The following is a 24,879-nucleotide window of genomic DNA, read 5'->3' on the forward strand; positions in this document are numbered from 1 at the left end:
GTCTCAACCCAAAAACTCCGGCAGGCCGTAGCTGGGATAGAACTCGTAGGTCCAGGTGCTGTCGCTGTTATCGAATGTTTTGGTGGTGAACAGATCGGAATAAATGCGTTCGTAGTCCACCCCGACGTCGTCTCCAAGACCAATCGCCTCCACCTGCAACTGAAGCGATGGGTCGATTAATTGCTCCGCGAGTTGATCCAGGGTGTTGTTGAGCCGCTTGCGGGTTTTGGGCCACTGGCGCACACCATCGTTATCACGCACATAACGCCAATCCCCCTTGTTGTCGTAGAGAAGACCTGAGGCAGTAATCGCATCACCGCCCAAAGATTGCGGCAAAGGAATGGCCAGACCGTCATCCTTCCCATCGCGGTTGTCCCACCAGGGGCGACGTTCGGGACGACCATCGGTGGTCATCACCACAAAGGTGGTGCTTTCCTCATCAACATCACCACTCCGCAGGCGACGCTTCAGGAGCGTCTCCAGACCATCGAGTGCACCGAGCATCTCCGTGCCTGAATAGAGGTTCGAGGCCTCCGTCCCTTTGCCTTTGAACAGATCCTTGTCGTCGGGGTTTGGCAGATCACGCTCAGTCCAGGTCGTGTTGCCATCAATGCTGTCGCCATAAATCTTGTTCGGCGTCGTGGTGAGCAAAATGCGTTCAGCGATCGCCGATCCCTGCACCGGCGCATGGCCAATGCCTTCCGAGCTGATCAGCGTTTCATCCTCATCCACCACATACCCGAAGCTGATCTGATTCACAATCAGATCACCGGCCTGACGACCGTCGTTGGGGTTGTCGACCAACTCGTATTGGCCCAGGGTCTTCGCCAGAGAGCGGGTGGAGTTGTTCAGGATCGCGTCGGTCGAGACATCACCAAAGCTCTGGAAGGTCGCATCTCCCTTGCGACGGAATCCGTATCCGGCCCGATCGGCTGCTTGCTCAAAGGCATAGAAGGCAATGCGGTTCTGAGCTTCAAGCCGGGAGGTCTCCGATGCAGCCTGGGTGGAGGGATCGCTGCCCAACATCGACGTTGAATTGTCCATCAACAGCAAAAGGCTGGAGTCTGGGAACTGCGGGATGCAGTCTTCCGTGGACAGCAGCGCTGTGGCCTCAGCACTGGAGGGCCCACTCTTGTCATCGATGGTGAGGGTGAGTGCTTCGGTCTCATCGATCACGGCATCAGCGGTGAACGACACATCGATGTTGAGCTCAGACACCCCTTCACCGACCCGAATCACGCCCTGAGAGCGATTCCGGTCGAGATCGGGGGAGACCACGTCTCCATCCGTTGAGCTGTACACGATCTGAATGTCGTAGTCGTCGGCCTCAAAACCAGCTGCGTTGAAGGCATAGCGATAGGAATGACGCCCGGAAGGATCCGGATCCAGCGTCACCTCGTAGCTGAAGTCAGCTTTCACCCCATCGTCACCGGCATCAAAGCTGCAGGAGGTCACCGCCTCCACGTCGACCACGCCAGGTTCACAACGTCCGCTTTCATCGGCAGCCGACACGCTTCCGCTCACTCCTGTGCCAGGAGCCACACCACCGCCTGGATCGGGCTCACCGACAGTGAGGATGAGCGACTCTTCCCCAGTGAGCGCACCATCGGTCAGAACGTTGAATGTCGCCAAGGCTTTCTCAACACCCTCGCCGACAAGAACAGTTCCTGCGCCGGTACTCCCACGTATCACCTCCACATCAACCGCATCACCATTCATGTCGGTGATGGCAAGGGGCTGGATGGAGTAATCGGCCAGCAGTGAGATGTTCTCCACACCCAGCTCGTAGCCATAGAGGGTTGGAGATCCAGGATCAAAGGTCACAGCAAAGGTGAACTCCAGGTTGGTCTCAGCATCTTTATCAACAAGCTCGCAATAGCCGAGGCCATCGACAGCCAACACGGAGGAAGGGCTATCACAATCATTGGTCTCGAGACTGGCTACACCAGTCGCTTTCGACGTGTCGTTGCCTACCTTCAGCTTCAACGCTTCCTCACCAGTGAGGCGATCGTCCGACTGAACTGTGACGGTGATGGAGAAATCATCAACACCAGCCCCTACCGCAATCGTTCCACGAGCTAGGTCTGAGTTGTTGTTGAGCACATCAACCTCAGACGATGGGCTGAGATCGACATCAATGATGGAGTAGCCCTGTGCGGAACCAAAACCAGAAGCCTTGAAGCTGTAGTCGTACAGCTGATGAACACTCGCCGGGAAAAGGTCGACGTCGAACGTGAATGTCGCCTGGTTGCGCTCCAAAAGCCCCTCGCCTTCGCAGGCTGCAGTGCCTGTCACAGATTCAACATCCCCGAGAACTGTTCCACAGTCGTTCTCAGCAAGGACAGCATCCCCTGTGGCTCGACTGTCTTGATTGCTCACCGTCAATTCAAGACCTTCTTCCCCAGTCAGCACATCCGCCGACTTGACAACAATATCCAGCTCAAAATCCTTCACACCTCCTGGAACATTCAACGTCCCGGATTGGCCACCATTAATCGTCGATTCAACGGTGACGCCATTGGTCAATTCAATGTTCTGAACCTTGTAACCAGCCTGATTGAGAGCACCCAGCGCCGCAAAGTCGTATTGATAGGCCTGGCTCAGATCTCCCGAAGGATAAAAACTCACATTGAACGAGAAGACCGCGTCTTTTTTGCTCGGCGTCCCCTCAATTTCACAGGCGGCATCCCCTTCCACCGCAGCAACCTTGCCTAGCGTCGTGGCACATGCCTCCTCATTAAGAACAGCATCCCCTGTGGCTCGACTGTCTTGATTGCTCACCATCAATTCAAGACCTTCTTCCCCAGTCAGCACATCCACCGACTTGACAACAATATCCAGCTCAAAATCTTTTACACCTCCCGGAACATTCAACGTCCCGGATTGACCACCATTCTTCGACGATTCAACGGTGACGCCATTGGTCAATTCAATGTTCTGAACCTTGTAACCGCTTTGATTCAGAACCCCCAGCGCCGCAAAGTCGTATTGATAGACCTGGCTCAGATCTCCCGAAGGATCAAAACTCACATTGAATGAGAAGACCGCGTCTTTTTTGCTCGGCGTCCCCTCAATTTCACAGGCGGCATCTCCTTCCACCGCATCAACCTTGCCTAGCGTCGTGGCACATGCCTCCTCATTAAGAACAGCATCCCCTGAGGCTCGACTGTCTTGATTGCTCACCGTCAATTCAAGACCTTCTTTGCCAGTCAGCACATCCGCCGACTTCACAACAATATCCAGCTCAAAATCCTTCACACCTCCTGGAACATTCAACGTCCCGGATTGGCCACCATTCTCCGACGATTCAACGGTGACGCCATTGGTCAATTCAACCCTCTGAACTTTGTAACCGCTTTGATTCAGAGCCCCCAGCGCCGCAAAGTCATATTGATAGACCTGGATTAGATCTCCCGAAGGATCAAAACTCACATCAAAGGAGAAGAGCACATCTTTCTTACTTGGCGTTCCTTCAATTTCACAGGCAGCATCGCCTTCTACCCGAGCAACATTTCCAATCTTCGGCACTGGAATCTCACAATCGTCTCCATTCAAATCAGCCTCTCCAGTCACTTCAGTGACAGGGATAATCTCAACTTTATCGTTGTATTCATAGACATTTGCAAGAGACAACGTCATCAGCTCAATGCCAGTAAAGTCACTGCTTACCATTTGGAGATCAACATCAAATGAAGCGACATGTCCTTCCACTTCAATAAGTCCCGACGCTTGAACATCGGGATCAACCACAACGACACCCTTTTCAACCTTCTCCCCATTACGATTGAATGCGACAATATCGGCACGCTTAAACTCATAACCTTCAGTCACCCCTCCAGCACTTAATTGATACCGATAAAGCTGAGAATCTTCGGTAACAGACCTGGAGACATCAAACGAAAACTGGGCGGCTTCCTTTTCATCGTTAAATCCAACCTCCAGACACTCAGCCGAACCTTTAATTGCAACAATAGAACCGGGAAAACAATCCTTTGGCGAAGACAACTCAGAAGACGCCGACTTCTCCTCACCAGTCTCCGCCAAAACCAATTGCAAATCAACCTGCTCATCCCCAACAAAAGTCGAACCTTCAGCCGCCCTAATATTTGCAAAAATTGAAAATGTTCCATCATCAACGGCATTCGATTCAGATGACTGAACCTCAATCAATGCAGGATCAACAAAGAAACGAATCTCACCATCATCAGTTCGTTCATCAAATTCTTGGCCATCAGGGCTACCTACATGAATGGATTCAACAAAATAATCATCACTCTCTTCTGAGAGCAAACTCGTAACGTCGAAACCCGCAAAAAAAGGCCCATACGACCCAAAGCCCTCATCATTATCGAGAAAAACTCGATCCCAAATAGCAATATCTTCAAGAGTAATGTTGTATTGAAACTTTGCCATCGTTCCACTCCAATTTTCCTCACAGTGCTCTGTCCCCGCAACATCAAAATCTGGTGGCAGAGGATCGGCAGGCTCGTCTGTTGAGCCGCCTAAATCACGAAAACCAGACCCAATATCAGCATCCCAGCCAGGTGCCTGATACAACGGAGGTGATGCCTGAACAGAATTATCACCAGGGGAAATGTTGTAGTAGACACCCGAATACGACTTGTTATTCGGCTCGTATGTTTGCCCCCAGAGCAAGCTGCTGTCATTACTGAACGTCAGTTGAAGAGCTTTTGTCTCTTGAATGCCAGGTGGATCTACTGGTTCAAGCTCTAAATTGGCCGAAAGCTGCTGATAAACAAATGAATACTTACCGTTCTGATTGTTTTGCTTATCAAGCTTTTTAAGATCCACTCGAAGCCTCACTTCTCCTGAATTATCAGCAGGAGGCACAACTTGATCCAATAGCACACTTAGATTGAGCTTGAAAAAGCGCCCAGACTGTTGTGAGCCGTATAGAATCAGCTCACTCTCATCTCCATATTCTTCTTCGCGTATAGCCAGATCACCATAGCTTCCGTTTTTGTACAAATTATCCAGTTCGTAATTGACTAACTCTTTCGCGAAAGGCCGACCTTGATCGTCGTACTCAAGCTTCAGACGATAAAGGTTTCGATTGCCATCCCCAAAGTACCAGATTGATTCACCATGAAAGACAGCATTTGCTGGGCTATCTTGATTAACCTTATCACCAAATCCACCCTGAATACCATCCGCCCATTCAACCCAATTCCAGCCTTCCTGCGCAGCATGGATATTCCACCAAACAATATTAAACTTACGTTTTGCGCCCATTGATAAAGGCACCTTTCCAGGCGCCGATGCATCATTGGCAGCTTCAATTTTATTTTTAGATGCCGTATTTTTAGCAGTGTAATAAAAGAAGAATAAATCATCTCTCTCTTTGTCAAAGGCGATCCCGTTCGATGCCTTTTGATTCGTTAATTTTGTATCACCCACCAAAGGATCATAGAGCCTTAAAGCCTTCATGAATGGCTGGCCAACACCTTCTAAGTCATTAAATGTAGGGTTGACCTGCCAGACATCATTATCATCATCGACACCGAAAAATGTGTCACCACTCTTGAATGGCAAAGCACTTTGCTTCTTCTTCTTACGGCGACCTAGTTCAAACTCGAGTGGACAGGAATGGAATACATCACACAGAGTGCAAGGTGATTGAAGCCGCAAACCTCGCTTGCTTTGTTGATGGAGCAGAAATCTGACTTCATGCCCCCGACGCCCCAACCAACCTTGGCTGGCATGAACAACAGCACCAGTGAGCTCCTCCAGCAAGGCAATGAAGCCGCCGTCTACTCCCACAGAGCAACTCCATAGGGCGATCTCCTTCAAACCCCAGCTGGCCAAGGCTTGCGCGTTCGCCAGCAATGCGGATCGATCAATCGACTGATCACCCATCCACAACACGCCCGGGGCTCCATGGACCACCAGATGCAGATTGCAAACCTCTTTGCCACTAGCGCGCTGCTCTCGCAAGGCTTCGCTGATCGACTCAAGCGGGCTAAGCGCTGGGTTCAGCGGCAATGCTGGCAGCCTTGAAGCAGCAAGGAGTTGCCTGATCTCCAGACAACTTGCATCACCCAAGATCAGGGCGTTGTCACAACAGCGAGGCCTGCGGCTATCGATCGGCAAGGGGAAAACCAAGCGCTAGCTTCAACCTAGTAATGGCAACTGATTACGGCAGTCGACTGGATTAGCCCGCGAACTCCGGCAGGCCGTAGCTGGTGAGGTACTCGTAGCTCCAGCCACCTTTGCGGTTATCAAAAGTGCGCTCGCCGAAGAGATCGGCGTAGATCGCCGGAAAATCGGCGTCAGTGCCATCCCCCATGCCCATCACCTCCACCTGCACCGCGCTGGCTGAGTTATCAGCCTTGGCTGCGATGCGATCCAGTACAGCGTTGAGCTCACGCTGCATCTTGCGCCAAGGCTTGGTGCCGTTGTTGTCCTTGAGGAATTGATGGTTGCCGTCCTTGTCGTAAATCAGGCCTGATGTGGTGATGGCATCACCACCGAGGCGATCCGGCAGGGGAATCGAAGCGCCGATGATCGAATCAGATCCGGGACCTTCGCGGGTATCCCACCAGGCGCGGCGTTCTGGCCGGCCATCAGTGACCATCGAGATCATGGTGGTGGGCTGGTCGTTGCCATCACTGGCAACCTGATCCTGCAGCAGGTGTTCCAGGCCTGTAAGAGCCCCCAGCATTTCGGTGCCGGAATAGAGGTTGGAGGTCAACCGTCCATCGGCCTGGTAGCGATCATTCGCCGTGGGCTTGGGCAAGTCGCGGGTTTTCCAGAGGCTGTTGCCTTTGATGGAGTTGCCATAGAGCTCATTCGGCGTGCTCACAGCCAAGATCGCCTTGGCTGCCGTTAGAGCCTTCTCTGTATTGCCGGCTTTAAAGCTCACCTTGCCGTAGTCAACGGCGTAGCCATAGCTGATCAGATGCACCTTCATCGGCTGCGGTCGATCAGCCTTATCAGGATCGACGATCACCTCGAAGCCATCGAGGGTCGAGAACAGATCATCAGACGAGATGTTGATCAGGGCGTCCCGGAAGTCTTCACTGCTCAAAACCTTTCCGGTGCCTTCACGGCTGAAGCCATAGCCCGCATTAGCCAGCGCCTGCTGATAGGCATAAAGCGCGACACGCCCCTGGGCTTCCATTCGATTGGCACTGGATGCCTCCTCGGTGGAGGGATCGGGCAACAACATCGAGGTGGAATTGTCCATCAGCAGGTACAAGGCCACCTCGGATGTTTCATCCAAATCCGGAGGGCAATCATCAAAGTTGGCGATCACTGCCTTCGCACTGGGTGAATCCTGCGTCAGGCCTGCAGGGGTAGCGGTGTTATCGAGCGTCAACCTCAGCGCTTCTGTGCCATCCAACTGCCCGGCGGCTTGCACATCCACCTGGATCTTCAAGTCGGAAACAGACGTAAAGCTGTTCGAGGGAATCTCAAATGAACCTTGCTTCGCTGGAACATCCTGCTTTTCATCATTCACATAAAACGCGGTGATTTCATAACCATCGGCCAATGCCTTATTGGAATCAAAGCGATAGGAAAAAACCTGGCCTCGGTTGTTGTATCCCGAATCAAGTTGCACCTCGAAAGCGAATGTTGCTTTATTCATTTCACCATCAGCAATACAGGCTCCCATTGCCTCAACGTTCTGCACCAATCCATCAATTGCGCAGTCATCGAAATTCGCGATCTTCGCTGTTGCACTCTCCGTCTCCGATGGCTTTAACATCGGCTCGTCCGAAATCTTCATCTCCAGCGCTTCATCTCCCTTCAGCTGGCCCTTGGCTTTAATACCTACCTCGACGGTAAATTCATCAGCTGCTTCCGTCAGTTGGCCCTCGGCAATCACAAATGATCCGCTCTTATCATCCTTATTGACTTGTTTCGCCTTCTCGCCATTCACATAAATCCAACTCACCTCATATTCATCTAAATTCTTATTCCCATTGAATTCGTAGTAGTACGTCTGATCCTGTTTATACGATCCAGACAAACGCACCTGATACGCAAACAACGCTTTATTCGCATTCCCATCATCAACACACGCTCCCGTTGCCTCAATCTCAAAATTGTTCGGCACCCCAGGCACGGGATCCGGACAATCCTCCGCTGCAACCGACGCCGTCGCACTATCCATATACCGGCCGCTCTGCACCACCAGCTGCAGCGCTTCTCCTCCACTCACCTTCTCCGTTGCTGTTGCTTCCGCCCACACCTCAACACTCTTCGTTCCTTCTTCCGCTGTGAACGTCCCACTCACATGGCCGTTCCCATCCACACTCGGAGACTCTTCCAGCAGCGCTCCATTCACATAAATCCTTAATTCCTCATAACTTCCATCCCCAGCAAATCCTTCCCCTACAAACGCATAATCCAATACCTGTTCTTCCTTTATTGCCTTATCAAATTTCACCTCAAAACTAAACCTCACATCATTCTTTTTACCCGTCGCATCATTCAGACACGCTCCCGTTGCCTCAATCTCAAAATTGTTCGGCACCCCAGGCACGGGATCCGGACAATCCTCCGCTGCAACCGACGCCGTCGCACTATCCATATACCGGCCGCTCTGCACCACCAGCTGCAGCGCTTCTCCTCCACTCACCTTCTCCGTTGCTGTTGCTTCCGCCCACACCTCAACACTCTTCGTTCCTTCTTCCGCTGTGAACGTCCCACTCACATGGCCGTTCCCATCCACACTCGGAGACTCTTCCAGCAGCGCTCCATTCACATAAATCCTTAATTCCTCATAACTTCCATCCCCAGCAAATCCTTCCCCTACAAACGCATAATCCAATACCTGTTCTTCCTTTATTGCCTTATCAAATTTCACCTCAAAACTAAACCTCACATCATTCTTTTTACCCGTCGCATCATTCAGACACGCTCCCGTTGCCTCAATCTCAAAATTGTTCGGCACCCCAGGCACGGGATCCGGACAATCCTCCGCTGCAACCGACGCCGTCGCACTATCCATATACCGGCCGCTCTGCACCACCAGCTGCAGCGCTTCTCCTCCACTCACCTTCTCCGTTGCTGTTGCTTCCGCCCACACCTCAACACTCTTCGTTCCTTCTTCCGCTGTGAACGTCCCACTCACATGGCCGTTCCCATCCACACTCGGAGACTCTTCCAGCAGCGCTCCATTCACATAAATCCTTAATTCCTCATAACTTCCATCCCCAGCAAATCCTTCCCCTACAAACGCATAATCCAATACCTGTTCTTCCTTTATTGCCTTATCAAATTTCACCTCAAAACTAAACCTCACATCATTCTTTTTACCCGTCGCATCATTCAGACACGCTCCCGTTGCCTCAATCTCAAAATTGTTCGGCACCCCAGGCACGGGATCCGGACAATCCTCCGCTGCAACCGACGCCGTCGCACTATCCATATACCGGCCGCTCTGCACCACCAGCTGCAGCGCTTCTCCTCCACTCACCTTCTCCGTTGCTGTTGCTTCCGCCCACACCTCAACACTCTTCGTTCCTTCTTCCGCTGTGAACGTCCCACTCACATGGCCGTTCCCATCCACACTCGGAGACTCTTCCAGCAGCGCTCCATTCACATAAATCCTTAATTCCTCATAACTTCCATCCCCAGCAAATCCTTCCCCTACAAACGCATAATCCAATACCTGTTCTTCCTTTATTGCCTTATCAAATTTCACCTCAAAACTAAACCTCACATCATTCTTTTTACCCGTCGCATCATTCAGACACGCTCCCGTTGCCTCAATCTCAAAATTGTTCGGCACCCCAGGCACGGGATCCGGACAATCCTCCGCTGCAACCGACGCCGTCGCACTATCCATATACCGGCCGCTCTGCACCACCAGCTGCAGCGCTTCTCCTCCACTCACCTTCTCCGTTGCTGTTGCTTCCGCCCACACCTCAACACTCTTCGTTCCTTCTTCCGCTGTGAACGTCCCACTCACATGGCCGTTCCCATCCACACTCGGAGACTCTTCCAGCAGCGCTCCATTCACATAAATCCTTAATTCCTCATAACTTCCATCCCCAGCAAATCCTTCCCCTACAAACGCATAATCCAATACCTGTTCTTCCTTTATTGCCTTATCAAATTTCACCTCAAAACTAAACCTCACATCATTCTTTTTACCCGTCGCATCATTCAGACACGCTCCCGTTGCCTCAATCTCAAAATTGTTCGGCACCCCAGGCACGGGATCCGGACAATCCTCCGCTGCAACCGACGCCGTCGCACTATCCATATACCGGCCGCTCTGCACCACCAGCTGCAGCGCTTCTCCTCCACTCACCTTCTCCGTTGCTGTTGCTTCCGCCCACACCTCAACACTCTTCGTTCCTTCTTCCGCTGTGAACGTCCCACTCACATGGCCGTTCCCATCCACACTCGGAGACTCTTCCAGCAGCGCTCCATTCACATAAATCCTTAATTCCTCATAACTTCCATCCCCAGCAAATCCTTCCCCTACAAACGCATAATCCAATACCTGTTCTTCCTTTATTGCCTTATCAAATTTCACCTCAAAACTAAACCTCACATCATTCTTTTTACCCGTCGCATCATTCAGACACGCTCCCGTTGCCTCAATCTCAAAATTGTTCGGCACCCCAGGCACGGGATCCGGACAATCCTCCGCTGCAACCGACGCCGTCGCACTATCCATATACCGGCCGCTCTGCACCACCAGCTGCAGCGCTTCTCCTCCACTCACCTTCTCCGTTGCTGTTGCTTCCGCCCACACCTCAACACTCTTCGTTCCTTCTTCCGCTGTGAACGTCCCACTCACATGGCCGTTCCCATCCACACTCGGAGACTCTTCCAGCAGCGCTCCATTCACATAAATCCTTAATTCCTCATAACTTCCATCCCCAGCAAATCCTTCCCCTACAAACGCATAATCCAATACCTGTTCTTCCTTTATTGCCTTATCAAATTTCACCTCAAAACTAAACCTCACATCATTCTTTTTACCCGTCGCATCATTCAGACACGCTCCCGTTGCCTCAATCTCAAAATTGTTCGGCACCCCAGGCACGGGATCCGGACAATCCTCCGCTGCAACCGACGCCGTCGCACTATCCATATACCGGCCGCTCTGCACCACCAGCTGCAGCGCTTCTCCTCCACTCACCTTCTCCGTTGCTGTTGCTTCCGCCCACACCTCAACACTCTTCGTTCCTTCTTCCGCTGTGAACGTCCCACTCACATGGCCGTTCCCATCCACACTCGGAGACTCTTCCAGCAGCGCTCCATTCACATAAATCCTTAATTCCTCATAACTTCCATCCCCAGCAAATCCTTCCCCTACAAACGCATAATCCAATACCTGTTCTTCCTTTATTGCCTTATCAAATTTCACCTCAAAACTAAACCTCACATCATTCTTTTTACCCGTCGCATCATTCAGACACGCTCCCGTTGCCTCAATCTCAAAATTGTTCGGCACCCCAGGCACGGGATCCGGACAATCCTCCGCTGCAACCGACGCCGTCGCACTATCCATATACCGGCCGCTCTGCACCACCAGCTGCAGCGCTTCTCCTCCACTCACCTTCTCCGTTGCTGTTGCTTCCGCCCACACCTCAACACTCTTCGTTCCTTCTTCCGCTGTGAACGTCCCACTCACATGGCCGTTCCCATCCACACTCGGAGACTCTTCCAGCAGCGCTCCATTCACATAAATCCTTAATTCCTCATAACTTCCATCCCCAGCAAATCCTTCCCCTACAAACGCATAATCCAATACCTGTTCTTCCTTTATTGCCTTATCAAATTTCACCTCAAAACTAAACCTCACATCATTCTTTTTACCCGTCGCATCATTCAGACACGCTCCCGTTGCCTCAATCTCAAAATTGTTCGGCACCCCAGGCACGGGATCCGGACAATCCTCCGCTGCAACCGACGCCGTCGCACTATCCATATACCGGCCGCTCTGCACCACCAGCTGCAGCGCTTCTCCTCCACTCACCTTCTCCGTTGCTGTTGCTTCCGCCCACACCTCAACACTCTTCGTTCCTTCTTCCGCTGTGAACGTCCCACTCACATGGCCGTTCCCATCCACACTCGGAGACTCTTCCAGCAGCGCTCCATTCACATAAATCCTTAATTCCTCATAACTTCCATCCCCAGCAAATCCTTCCCCTACAAACGCATAATCCAATACCTGTTCTTCCTTTATTGCCTTATCAAATTTCACCTCAAAACTAAACCTCACATCATTCTTTTTACCCGTCGCATCATTCAGACACGCTCCCGTTGCCTCAATCTCAAAAGCAATTGGACAATCAACCTCAATCGTAGCCTCATCTTCAATCGGAGTTAGCTCAGGAGGCTCCAAACCCTCTGAAACAATCGTATCTCCAAGTGCAACAGAAAATAAACGGCCATTAGTTGGGCTTCCATCGCCGAAATTTTTACCGTGCACACCATAGGAAAATTTTAATGACGTTTTTGGCTGGAAAAAATTAATAGCAGCCGAGTAATCTTCTTCTCGTGGGTCACCCTCACACAAACCATTGCATCTACCAGCCCGGCCTTTTACTCGCGTCCATTGTGATTTCAAGTTGTAAGGAGAAATATCCCTAGGATCCAACGTATCGCTTAAGAAACTTTTCGGAGAATAGGTAATCTCATTAACACCTTCCTCTAAGTCAACATCAAAGAACTCTCGCTTTCCATTTGAATCCCCATCTAAATCAATTGGATTCATCCAAAAACGACCAAGAGCAACAGGTTGATCAAACTTATCGACCAGTCCATCATTGCCTACATAAACAAAACTCCAGATGAAATCAACAGTTCCTCCCTCATCATTATTACCATTGGTTGCAAGAATAGGCTGAAACCTATTTTCAGAACCTTTGCCATTCCTTTCCCAATAATCAAATCGAAGTTTTTTAATTCCTTCTGAAGCTTTCCACTCAACTTTTGCACCAACGATACTACCATTATGATTTAAAATGTTATCGTAATAATATATCCCACTTTTTTTTGACTGGAGAGCTGTAGGAGAAACCATTCCAGGACCTGGCCGAGCATCTTTAATTTTTAATTGTCGATAATTCACATCAACAATCGGAACATCTGGCTGATCAATTAAAATTTCCTGGACTCGAAGCGTGACATCAGAGGGATTCCCCAATCCATTATTTTTCAAATCTTGAATATCAACTCGTGCTCGAAGAGATCCACCATCATCCAGATTGACTGCTGATCCTGTTTTATAAGTTTCCCAATCTCCAGCCGCATCTCCATCGTTAGTCTCAAGATAATTAGAGTAGTTTTTAGGATTAGTTTCCGTCATATCCGAATCATCGATTACTTTATTTTCGCCAATTAATTCCAGCAACACATTCATCCCTTGCTGTTTAGGGTCTGCCTTAATGTCATATTCCAAATAGTCTTTATCACATTCATAACTACCTTCAACAATCAAGTCACCTGAATTCGACTCAGCAGATGTGCAAAATTCCGGATTTAAAAAAGCTTGCGCGCTTACCTCGCGCTCATCCGTCCCTTCCAAACCCTTTAATTGCAATCCCAATGACTCATTGCCTGTTAGCTTATTTTTCGCCTTAATATCCACATTAATTGTAAACTGGCTAACACCAGCGCCAATATCTAAAGTTCCTGATATATTTTTTGAATTGGCAACTTCTTGATCTACACCATCAATCAAGCCACCTTTAACATCCTTTATTTCGACCACGACGTCGTATCCACCACCAGACAAGGTCTCACCATCAGGCGTAAATAGATATTCATAGGTTTGATCCTTTCCGTAGTTTGGATCAAGGGTAACGACATACTGAAATCGAGCATCTTTTTTCGTCTTTGTCTCCTCAATTTCACAAGCGGCTTTGGCGTCAATCTCCAAAATCGAAGCTGAACCTGCACAATCCTCAGATAGTTGCGCTGTTTCAACAACGGCATTCGCTTCATCCCTTGGTAGAGCAAGGGATAGTGTTAGCTGTTCATTACCCGTAAGCTTTTTATCAGCAGTTGCATAAATAGCGAGTTTGAAATTGTCAATCCCCTTAACTACCTGAATTCTCCCTGTACTGCCATTATTACTTTGATCAGGCAGATATGTGACAACATCAGATTCTCCAGCATTAAATATATAATCTTGAGCTTTACCTCCTGATCCTTCAAGACTATAGATATATTCTTGTGGGGTCGTATTCGGTTGATCTAAAGAAACTTCAAATATAAATACACAATCCTTTTGGCTTCTTGTCAGTTCAAGCTGGCAGGAGGCGCCTGGTTCAATTGATTGAATCTGACCAACTACTTCTATCGGCTCTGGCTTTGGTCCTGGCGAAGATCCCGGCACGCAATCATCGCCTTTAATATAATCGTCAAAATCATAATCTGCTTGCTTAATCGTTATAAATGGCTTCCCGTCGCTACCATGCTCCCATCTTTCAATATCTACGGCAGTTAAATATTGCTCTTGGCTATGGCTTGGCGAAATCAAGACATTAAACTGTATAGGACCCCGATAATCCTTGCTGAGCTCAATTCTTGCTCCATTATTGACAACCAACCCTGAATTCGCGTCTTTTCCAGATAGGGTTATTTCACTCCCTCGAGGGAATTCAAGAACAGGGCGATTTGATTGCTTAAGCGAAACAATTTTAATCTTATCGTTCACATTACTAGATGAGAGCCGTATAGAAATATTGTTCAACAATCCCATATTTTTAGCATCATATGCAATCGTGTCATCACCACTTCCTCCATACAAAGTACCGCCAGAAATAAACGGAGAACTAACATTGATATCATCATTGCCTGGGCCTGCGTCTACAAACGTTCCATCAAATTTATTATTTCCTGAGAGCGTAATGATGATATCATCATCACCTGAGCCGGCTGCAACAGTTGAATTAACAAAATTATTACCGGCCTTAAGCTTAATTAAATCATCGATTGATTCACCCCCATAAATCGAGGAGCCAGCAATACTTCCGTTGCCACTCGCTTTTACATCGATATCGGAACCACTTATGCGCAACTTATCGACATCATTGCCAACAATTAAGTCAACTTTTTCGCCACAAAGCGATGATTTTATGGCCTGATTATCGCCATCCAACTTAACATCAATTGCCTCAGAATTGATGTTCATTTTTATAAGAGATTGCCCTCTCCACTTAACGGAATCTTGACCCTCGCCCCCGTCAATAAAAGAATCAGAACTCTGCACCCAATCAACATTTATATCGATAACATCATCACCACCATTTCCATTGATTGTCACATTATTAAAGCCATACTGCCAATCCATTTTTGCCTTAAAATTATCTTTCTCGTCACAACCATCCCAGCTTTTATTTTCTCCGGGGAACTTTGATTGTTTAGTAATGCATGTGTTGCTAGCACCTCCATACGCCGCGACGGACATCCCAGCCAGATAATCCTTCAGCGCTTCTTTTTCTTGCTTGGAAAAGATCGAACCCAATTGCCCAGCTGAGACCTCCCGGCCATTCAGCAGCTGCTTCACCTCCGTGAGCAGCACCTGCTTCTGCTCAGCGGTGATCTGGCTCAAGGCATCGTCTGAGACGAGTGGTTGGCGCTTCATCACCGAGCGCAACGATCGCAGCAAGCCCTTTTTCTGGTCTTTGCTGAGCTCATCACCAATGGCACCCGCATCCACAGCCTTGCCTGCCAGCAAGCGACGGAACGCCGCCCGCAGATCGTCACGTTGGGTATCCGTCAACGGGCTCTTCTCAAGGCGCGCATCAATACGCACCAACGAATCAGCCACCGCGTCCACGGTGGAATTCAGCACCCGGGTCTGCTGATCCCCCCGGCTGATCAGCACATCGTCGCCGTCTTGCTCAAGGCTCAGATCCTTGTAGCTGCGCACCGAAATCACATCGGTGCTGTCCTCGAAATCGAGGATCACATCGGTGCCTTCCGAAAGCTCAAAGTCGTCCTGGCCCGCACCACCGGTGAGGCTGTCGTCGCCCTTGCCGCCATCCAGGGCGTCATCCCCTTGCCCACCGCTTAAGTCATCAGAACCAGCACCACCATCAAGGGCATCAATGCCCTTGCCGCCATCCAGGTCATCGGCACCTGCGCCCCCGTCTAGATCGTCATCACCCTTGCCACCAGAGGACGGGGGAAGTTCAGCCTCCACCTGCTGGAGGCTGACGCCTTCAATGCGATACGTGGACTCACCTTGAAGGATGAGCACATCATTACCGTCCTCCTTCAATCTGAAGGGCGCATCGGAATTCAGCTGAAGGCTGTCGACACCTGGCCTGAAATCCAGCACCACATCGTTGCCAGGCCCGAGCAGGAACGTGTCTGCACCACGGCCTCCTTCGAGGACATCGTCGCCTTGACCGCCATCCAAGACGTCATCACCCCTGCCGCCATCCAAAACGTCATCACCCCTACCGCCCTCGATGTCATCCGCACCAGCTCCCCCATCCAAAGCGTCATCACCACTGCCGCCGTCTAACGCGTCGTCTCCGGCACCACCATCGACGTCGTCATCTCCAGCTCCGGCATCCACCTGATCGGCCTGATCCGATCCGATCAGCTCGTCATCCTCCAGACGGAACTGTGCAGGCCAGGCCGAAGGCTCCACCAGATCGCTCAGATGCCAATGCCCCAGCTGCAGCTGTTCGTTGGAACCATCTCGCCCCAGCCAATCGGGACTGGCCAGCACCCGTGCGCCAGTGAGCTCCGCCAACAGCGCCACAAAGCCGGCATCAGCCCCTGCATGGCAACTCCACAGGGCAATCGTCTCCACACCCCAGCGCGCCAACTCACTGGCATGGGCCTTCAAGGCTTCGGCATCAATCCACCGATCGCCGATCCGGAACGCTCCCGGCCGGCCATGGGCGATCAGGTGCAGGGTACGGACGGGCTGCCCAGCCTCGCGCTGTTGGCGTAGCCCTTCGCTGATCCAATCAAGAGGATGGCCGTCTTGCACTCCGTCCAACAGCTTCAGCTGCGCCCCTGCCACCAAGGCCTGGATCTGCGAACAGTGGAGGCCGGCGACCAGCAGATGGTCGACCATCTGAGCCTTGACGGAGTCCACGGCAAAACAGGAAAGCGGCATGACGCTGCTGAAGGGCAGTGATCTCCTTCTATTAGCGACTTTTCAGGCTGTTCTCACTCCCCCATTTGGGGGAGATGCATCAATGAGTTCGATCAGCCCTGTTGGGCACAGGATTGGTACAAAAAAAACATTTTTTTCTCTGGCATTTTATTTCCCACTTCAATTGCAATAACTGGTGTTAAGGCCATTGCTGCGAAGGACGATCCCTGAAGCGGCGGCATCGCTATGCCGAAGCTGCTGACGCTTCACAGAATTCGTTGATATCCATCTGTTGACGCTGCGATGCGATCCCTCACCTCTCTGCTGCGGACCCTGCTGTTGCTGCCCAGCAGTGCTGTCGTTCTGCTGACATTGATGGTGATGTCTCCAGAAGCCGCGAAAGCCGAGGCCTGCACCGTCGATCCCTACGGCGCTGAAGTGTGTCTGCCGGAGGAGAAACCTGATAAACCCGACAAGCCCGACAAGCCCGACAAGCCCGACAAGCCCGACAAGCCCGACAAGCCGAACAAGTCTGAAAAACCAAACAAGCCAAATGCTCCTCTGGTGATCATTCCCACCTGCTTCGGGCCCTGCAACCAGTTCCCCCCCGCACCTCCCTACCGCCAGTTCGAGGAGGCGGGTGCGCCAGCACCAGAGCCCGAGCCCATCCCAGAACCTCCAACGGAGCCCGAAGCGATGCCGGAACCGATCCGGCCGCTCTGGTTCAAGAGCGATGCCCTTGATCACGCCACCGCCGAGGCCTACCTCGAGCGCACCCTGCGCCACGTTCACCTGGCCCAGGCCAGCACCAGCAGCCTCGACAGTGCGGCCGCACCGATCGTGCGCGTCGACGGCATGCGCTACGTGGAAGTGCTCGAGCCCAACACCGTGCTGATCAGCCGAACGGTGAATGAGCCCGGCATCAATGTGTGGGTGCGGGGCTTCGGGGGCAGCAACTCCCATGGGGCAAGCTCCGGCCGCTACGCCGACATCGACAACGCCGGCGCCCAGCTCGGCTTCGACATTCCCCTCAGCAACACCACCCGGGTGGGCCTGTTCGGCACCTACGCCGTCATGGACGCTGACGACGGCTCCCGCGGCAGCTGGGACGCCGACGGTTGGGGTGGGGGCGGTTACGCCGAGTACTGGACCAACAACTTCTACCTGCGCGGCATGATCAGCGCTGGCGGCTACGACGGCGACCACCGCCGCAAGGTGAACAGCAACAACACCGCCAGCGGCAACCGCAGCGGCAACTCCTGGACCGGGGTGGTGAGCCTTGGCGCACCGTTCGATTCCGGCGACTGGATCCTCGAACCCCAGGCCCTGGTGAGCTACACCAACACCAGCCTGGACCGCTTCAGCGAAGGAGGCGTGAAGCACTCCAAACGGCTCCGTTACCACGAGATGGAGATCGACAACGTCGATACCGAGCTGTCGATGAAGTTCACCTACCCAATTCGCGATGGCCAGCGCTCGCTGTTCATGCCCTCCCTGCGCTTGGGCTGGGCCGCCGACTGGGGCAACAGCGGCGACAACCAGAAGGTGAGCTATGTCGACTCCGGCGACGCCTACCGGATCGGCATCAACGGCGATGCCGACCACGGTGCCCTGATCGAGCTGGGCCTCGACTACACCAGCTTCAACTTCAACGACACCTCCATGGGCGTGTATGCCCGCACCGGTGTGGTGATCTGGGGCGACCGGGGCACCTCCTGGCAGGTGCAGGGCGGTCTCAACTTCCGCTTCTGAGCTCCCTGCAGCACTGCGCAAACGCGGCGCTGGGGTCATCAGCTTTGGTGATCGGCCGACCGATCACCAGCTGGCTGGCACCAGCAGCCAGCGCCTCAGCTGGTCCCATCACCCGGGCTTGATCGCCTACTGCGGTGCCTTTGGGGCGAATGCCCGGCGTCACCAATGCGAAGGGCTCGGGGTGCAGGGCCCGCAATGCCGCGGCCTCCAGCGGTGAGCAGACACAACCGCCGATACCGGCAGTTGCCGACAACTGCGCCAATGCCGGCACCCGTTCGGCGATGCCCTGGGCAATGGCGAGTTCCCGTTGCAGCCGTTGCTCCTCCCAGCTGGTGAGCACCGTCACCGCCAGCAGGGTAGGAGCGGGTTGCCCACTGCTTTGCGCCCCATCCACCGCCGCGGCCTGGGCTGCCTGCAGCGCTTCGCTGCCGGCACAGGCATGCACCGTGATCAATTCCGCCCCCAGCGCCGCCGCCCGGCGGCAAGCCCCCGCCATGGTGGCCGGGATGTCGTGAAATTTGAGGTCGAGGAACACCCGCAGGCCCTGCTCGCGCAGCTGAGCCACCACCGGTGGGCCCGCCTGCACGAACAGCTCCAGGCCCACCTTCACCCAGCACAGCCCCTGCACCTGAGCGGCAAAGCGCAGCGCTTGATCAGGCGCCATGCCATCGAGGGCCACGATGATCCGATCGGCGGGGTCAGCGGAGAGCGACGGAGCCAAGGCAAGCGGGGGGTCTGGCGTCCATCCTGTCGCGCCGGCTCTGGGGTGACTTAGCCGGCAGCCCGGCTAAGTTGACGTCATGCAGGTGAATCTTCACGACGCCAAGACCAACCTCTCCCGGTATGTGGAGCAGGCCCTTGATGGGGATGATGTGGTGATCGCTCGGGCCGGCAAACCGCTTGTCAAGCTCGTGCCTGTGGATACCACGCCGCGCCGGCGACAACTGGGGTTCATGCGCAGCCAGGGCGTCGCCACCGCTGATGTGAAAGGCGACTTCATTGATGACATCAACGCCATGTTCAGCTGATGACCAGCCGAACAACCCCGCCGCGCCTGCTCGATACGCAGCTGCTGATCTGGATGGCCTTTGCACCAGAACAGCTCCCATCCAAGCTGATCCCAGATCTGGAAGACCGTCAACAACGCTTTTTCGTGAGTGTTGTCAGCCTCTGGGAAGCAGCGATCAAACGCTCGCTTAACCGGCCCGTCTTTCAGTTTGACGCTGCCGAACTGCGACAACAACTTCAACGGGAGGGATTTGAAGAGTTGCCCATCCGAGCCGAGCACTGCTTAGCCGTTCAGAACCTGCCCTGGCATCACAAGGATCCCTTTGATCGATTGCTGATCGCTCAGGCTCAGCAGGAACAGATCCAGCTGCTGAGTTGCGATCAGAGCCTGAGCCAATACGGAGCCTGCGTGACCCTGCTAAGGCGGTGACAACCTGAGGCCTGTTGCTTGCTCAATAAAACTCAGATAGTCGCGCTGCGATTCAGGCTTTCGCATGAATTCGAGGCCAACACCAGTGGCACCGGCAGTGAAGACTCCGAAGAGGTGAAACACACGACAGGCCTTGATGTGCTCGTGATTTAGGGGCCTGATGGATTGATAAGCCTTGAGAGCCCCATCCATGATCTGATCCCACAAATGAGGCGACATCGTCGGATCAATCTGGCGCGCGAAAACCAGATAATCATTCATTGTATGAGCCAGATCCACAGCGGGATCAGAAATAGAAAACCACCAGTCCAGAACCCCTGAGACAGAGCCATTATCAAACATCAGATTATTCCCGTGATAGTCACCATGAATCACAGCGAGATCCCTCCCATCAAGAGGCAAATGGGTGCGCAACCAACCAATCAATTCAGAAGCCCATGGGTGCGCTTCTTCCAAAGAATCCAACGCCTTTTGATGACTAAGGGACTCAAATACAGCTCATCAGGGACATCAGACTGCCTGAAGGCTTCAACGATGGGCCTCACATCCATCTCGTGCAAGGTGGCCATCGACTCACCCAAGACCTTGGCATGAAGCTCTGGAGCCAGCTCAAATACAGTTCGGCCGGGCAAGAGATCCATGACCGCAAAGACCCCACCCAAAATAGATTTATCTCCACAAACATGATGAATCACAGGAATCTTGAGGCCCTGCTGATTCAGGGTCTGATACACAAACTGTTGATACAGAAGCTCCTCCTCTTTGCGCTCAGGACGCTGAATGCGGAGGACCCGTGGCTCCTGATCAACAAGCTGGTAGCGATACAGCCGAGCATCGAAGCCTCCAGTCAGTCGCGTCGGCTCCACCTCATACGCAACAGGATCCTCAAATTTCGATTGCAGGTAAGACAAGAAATCAGCAGCAATTTGCTGATCGGATCTGAATTCAGTTTCAAGGGCTAGCGCTGGCATTGCTCCTCGCTCGGATGAACTCACCATCGCGCCAGTTCTCTCTTAGCGGATCCCCCAAAAGGGGGAATGCTTCCGGCTCAGGCAGTGAGCCGCCGGAAGGTTTTCTTGCCCAGCTGCAGCACCTTGCCCTCCAGCTCCGCCGCTGATGCGAACTCCTGGTTGGGGTCGGTGATCTTCTCCCCCTCCAGACGCGCCGCACCTCCCTTGATCTGGCGGCGGGCCTCACTGCTGCTGGCGCAGATGCCCACAGCACTGAACAGATAAAAGGCCTTCGCCGGGAAGTTCACCTCCGCCAGCGACGCCTCGGGCACATCGGCACCAGCATCTCCACTGCCCGCCACCAGGGTGGCGGCATCGCTTTGGGCCTTCTCCGCCGCGGCCAAACCATGGCGGCTCGCGGTCACCGCCAGGGCCATCGCCTTCTGCTTCTCGCGCGGGTTCTCCGGCAACGCCGACAGATCCAGATCGGTGAGCAACGTCACGTAGTCGTCGATCGCCGCATCGCCGACTTTCTCCAGCTTGGAGTACATCGAGAGCGGATCCTCCTCCAGACCCACCACATTGCCGAGGCTCTTGCTCATCTTCTGAACGCCATCGAGCCCCACCAGGATCGGCAGCAGCAGCCCGAACTGGGTGCCCTTGTCGAAGTGGCGCTGCAGATCGCGGCCCATGGCCACGTTGAACTTCTGATCAGTACCGCCCAGCTCCACATCGGCATTCACCGCCACCGAGTCGTAGCCCTGAAGCAGCGGGTAGAGGAATTCATGCAGGGCAATCGGAGTGCCACTGCCGTAGCGCTTGGAGAAGTCGTCTTTGGCCAGCATCTGGCCCACGGTGCCGGTGCCGAGCAACCCGATCACCGCCGGCAGGTCCATCCCCTCCAGCCACTCGGAGTTGTATCTCACCTCCAAGCGACCGGGGGTCTCGAAATCGAGCAGCGCCGTCTGCTTGGGCTGGTCCTGCCCCAGCTGGCGCAGATAGGTAGAGGCGTTGGCCGCCACCTGCTCTTTGCTCAGCTGCACCCGGGTGGCGCTTTTGCCGGTGGGATCGCCGATCCGTGCCGTGAAATCGCCAATGATCAGCACCGCCGTGTGGCCCGCGTCCTGAAAGGCACGCAGCTTGCGGAACAGGATGCTGTGGCCCAGATGAATGTTGCTGCCCGTGGGATCGATGCCCAGCTTCACCCGCAGCGGACGGCTCTCCTTCTCGGCCTGGGCCAGCCGGGCCGCCAACGCCTGATCGGCATCACTGGGATCCCCGGCCGGGAATAGGTCGGCCATGCCCCGCGACAGCCAATCCGGCAACGACGGGATGGGGTCCGGCATGGGGACGTGCAGTGAGCGGGCGCTGGCGATCGTACGAGTCCTGGCTCAAGCCAGCTTGTTCAAGTCGACGGGGGCTGCTCGATCTGGGCCTTCATCCGCTCAAGGGTGGAATTCATCTGCTCGAACATCTGCTCGGGAGTGATCCCGAACTGGCTGAGCTGGGTGCGCAACTGCTCCACGGTGAGCTTGGCCTGGAAATCCTCCGAGAGCTCAAATCGCTTCATGAACACCCGATAGCGGCCCATCAGCTCTTCCATCGTCTCGATGAACTTCTTTTTGCCCTCGCGGTCGAACTTGCCGTACTCACTGCCCAGCTGCATCAGCTGCTGGTAATCGCTGAACAGGCGCTTGGCTTCGTCCTGAACGATGTCGGAATCGAAGAAGGCCATCAGGAGCAGGGGAAAGCGAGAGGTTTTTCACCATTAGAACTGGATCAGCGGTTCCCGGGGGCTGTTGATCACCGAACATCACCCGTTCGGTTGGAAGCTTGAGCTGGCTTCAGGCCAAATCATTGACGGACTGGCAGCGCTTGTAATTTCCCCAAACGAACCAATCGGCGAAGCGACGGTTGACAAGCTCAAGCGTTGGCGCGGAGTAATAATCGCAAAGTTGAAGGCTCGATGACGAACGATCGGTTTTCTTGAATTCAGGCACGCTGGAAATGATGTGTGTTGAAACATCGACCGGCACCTTCAACGCATCCAAAACCATAAAAAGATCATTAGCAAAATCTTCCATCCTAATGAACTCATCGATCACCATCTCCGATCGAAAACAAAAATGGCCTTTGCCGTCATAGTTATCTTCTGACAGAAATTCGGCGAATTGTTGCTTCAATTCAGCCAACCCGCCCTCTTCCTTCAAGCGAAGGCACTCCGCAAGATCCTTTTTGCCTTTGAAGTGAAATGCAGAGACGCACCGATCATAGGGATTGCGGATGCTGGATATCTTGGTGGCTGCATGAAACGCATCGGCACCGATCAAATCCTTGATCTTCTTGAGCGTCGCGTGATGCTTGATGAAAGCAGGCGTATTAAAATGCGGATCATTCTTGGCATTACTTCTTCCCCGACGCCCAATCCTTGATCCGTCGGGATAAACCATTGAATCCGTATAGTGCGGACCAATTTCGCCCCTGATAAGATACTCAAGCGCCGCTTCAGCAGACGTTGATGCAGCCTTCACAGACTTTGAGTAAATGAAATTATATTTAGCGGAATAAAGCACTGGCCAAGCCAAGATTTTTTAAGCCTATAACATGAATACTTTGCATACAAAGATCGCCGCTTCAATGCCTCTAAGGCTGGAATAAGAGCTGATCACTCCATGCGATGCATGCCTGCATCCGAACAATGCGTTCAAATCGCCAAGAGTGTTAAGACGGAACATCAAAGAACGCTGAGCAAGGCTGCATTGATCGAATGCGTTTTCGGCAAGCCCTTTTGAGTAGCCGCTTGGAGCCAATAACCACAGGCAGCGTATAGTAGGTGCTCTCTAGCCTTGAATGCGCAAACCATAAGCATGGAAACCACAAAGAAATCAGCAAACGTATTCCTCCTGACTCACAAGTGTGGCAATCACTATTATAAATCTGTGTTCAAGAATGGCTCCACATCAGTTCAATTTCAAGCCAATGATTTGAGGAGCGAGATGCCAGGGACGAACGTTCAAACCATCCCCGACATCGAGGAAAAGTTTCTGAATATTCGATGCAGAAACTTTGACACCAAGACGATCGCAGCACTTCTCGAACAAGTTGACCTCAAGAACTCAAAATTTTTTCTTTTCACACGCCATCCAGCCTCGTTCTTCCGGTCGGCCACCACTTACCACTTGAGAGGTGGAGAAAAATGGGCCACCAAAAATCGATATTCCTATCTCAACAATCAAACTCTGCACCAAGCACTAAATGCCACCCATCACGATGATGAGAAGTTGATCATTTCAATGAAGCATTTCGGCCTTGCATGGAATTTGATCGACCGTTGGATTCAAAACCACCGCTTTCTGCTCTCGATCGGAGCCGAACTGCATGTGATCAAAACCGAAGACCTTTTTTCAACCACTGACGAAAGCTATTTCGACGATTTCTCTCAGAAACTGTCGCATTCGTCCTATGCCATCAGCGCCGACACCCTCAAGCTCGCCTCTCCAGCCTTCATGGATGAATTACCCAAACATTCCACAGGGGAATTCAAAAAGTCGTCCTTCCATGGCTATGGGGAGCTGGCAAAGCGCTTTTATTCCGAAAACTTTGCCTACGCACAGCACTATTTTTATGGTTCATGAACCAGCCAGCAGTTGGTTGATTCATCCGGAACGCATGAGCCACAGAAT

General features: G+C 52.7%; 12 protein-coding genes. 4 read left to right on the forward strand and 8 right to left on the reverse strand.

The window, feature by feature from the left end; all coding sequences use genetic code 11:
• Positions 1-3: 3 nt before the first annotated feature.
• Together SynPROSU1_RS10855 and SynPROSU1_RS10860 are read right to left on the reverse strand one after the other, a co-directional pair.
• Positions 4-6,111, reverse strand: coding sequence for a DUF4347 domain-containing protein (locus SynPROSU1_RS10855; protein ID WP_186570511.1), 6,108 nt, complete (start codon positions 6,109-6,111; stop codon positions 4-6).
• 61 nt (positions 6,112-6,172) lie between these two features.
• Positions 6,173-17,077 carry a DUF4347 domain-containing protein gene (locus SynPROSU1_RS10860; protein ID WP_186570512.1) on the reverse strand — a complete coding sequence of 3,635 codons (10,905 nt, stop codon included), beginning with the start codon at positions 17,075-17,077 and terminating at the stop codon, positions 6,173-6,175.
• Positions 17,078-17,359: 282 nt separating this feature from the next.
• Between SynPROSU1_RS10860 and SynPROSU1_RS10865 the strand changes: the two genes are divergently transcribed.
• Entirely contained in the window at positions 17,360-18,808 is a 1,449-nt protein-coding gene (locus SynPROSU1_RS10865) for an autotransporter outer membrane beta-barrel domain-containing protein (RefSeq protein WP_186570513.1), read from the forward strand.
• Here SynPROSU1_RS10865 and pyrF read toward each other — a convergent pair.
• Positions 18,792-19,529 (reverse strand): orotidine-5'-phosphate decarboxylase, encoded by a 738-nt coding sequence (gene pyrF / locus SynPROSU1_RS10870; RefSeq protein WP_186570514.1) that lies wholly within the window; start codon positions 19,527-19,529, stop codon positions 18,792-18,794. The genes SynPROSU1_RS10865 and pyrF overlap by 17 nt on opposite strands.
• A 79-nt stretch (positions 19,530-19,608) precedes the next feature.
• On the opposite strand from pyrF, the gene SynPROSU1_RS10875 reads away from it, so the two are divergent.
• Together SynPROSU1_RS10875 and SynPROSU1_RS10880 are read left to right on the forward strand one after the other, a co-directional pair.
• Entirely contained in the window at positions 19,609-19,836 is a 228-nt protein-coding gene (locus tag SynPROSU1_RS10875) for a type II toxin-antitoxin system Phd/YefM family antitoxin (RefSeq protein WP_186570515.1), read from the forward strand.
• Positions 19,836-20,246, forward strand: a complete 411-nt coding sequence (locus SynPROSU1_RS10880) for a type II toxin-antitoxin system VapC family toxin (protein WP_186570516.1) — start codon at positions 19,836-19,838, stop codon at positions 20,244-20,246. Before SynPROSU1_RS10875 ends, SynPROSU1_RS10880 begins: the two co-directional genes overlap by 1 nt.
• Here the strand turns inward: SynPROSU1_RS10880 and SynPROSU1_RS14060 are convergent.
• From SynPROSU1_RS14060 to SynPROSU1_RS10900, 5 genes are all read right to left on the reverse strand, one after another.
• Positions 20,235-20,702, reverse strand: coding sequence for a phosphotransferase (locus tag SynPROSU1_RS14060; protein WP_255444653.1), 468 nt, complete (start codon positions 20,700-20,702; stop codon positions 20,235-20,237). The two genes, SynPROSU1_RS10880 and SynPROSU1_RS14060, sit on opposite strands and share 12 nt — an antisense overlap.
• A complete protein-coding gene (locus SynPROSU1_RS14065; protein WP_255444654.1) occupies positions 20,669-21,244 on the reverse strand; it encodes a phosphotransferase family protein in 576 nt (191 codons plus the stop codon). Before SynPROSU1_RS14065 ends, SynPROSU1_RS14060 begins: the two co-directional genes overlap by 34 nt.
• 50 nt (positions 21,245-21,294) lie before the next feature.
• The gene (gene tyrS / locus SynPROSU1_RS10890; protein WP_186570517.1) at positions 21,295-22,542 is read right to left on the reverse strand and encodes a tyrosine--tRNA ligase; all 1,248 of its coding nucleotides are present in this window, start codon (positions 22,540-22,542) and stop codon (positions 21,295-21,297) included.
• 59 nt (positions 22,543-22,601) lie between these two features.
• Complete coding sequence (locus SynPROSU1_RS10895; RefSeq protein WP_186570518.1) at positions 22,602-22,931, reverse strand: DUF1825 family protein; 330 nt, start codon at positions 22,929-22,931, stop codon at positions 22,602-22,604.
• Between the two features lie 109 nt (positions 22,932-23,040).
• The gene (locus tag SynPROSU1_RS10900; RefSeq protein WP_186570519.1) at positions 23,041-23,769 is read right to left on the reverse strand and encodes a sulfotransferase family 2 domain-containing protein; all 729 of its coding nucleotides are present in this window, start codon (positions 23,767-23,769) and stop codon (positions 23,041-23,043) included.
• 294 nt (positions 23,770-24,063) lie between these two features.
• On the opposite strand from SynPROSU1_RS10900, the gene SynPROSU1_RS10905 reads away from it, so the two are divergent.
• Positions 24,064-24,831, forward strand: coding sequence for a hypothetical protein (locus tag SynPROSU1_RS10905; protein WP_186570520.1), 768 nt, complete (start codon positions 24,064-24,066; stop codon positions 24,829-24,831).
• Positions 24,832-24,879: the final 48 nt, after the last annotated feature.

It is taken from the genome of Synechococcus sp. PROS-U-1, assembly GCF_014279755.1.
GTDB lineage: Bacteria > Cyanobacteriota > Cyanobacteriia > PCC-6307 > Cyanobiaceae > Parasynechococcus.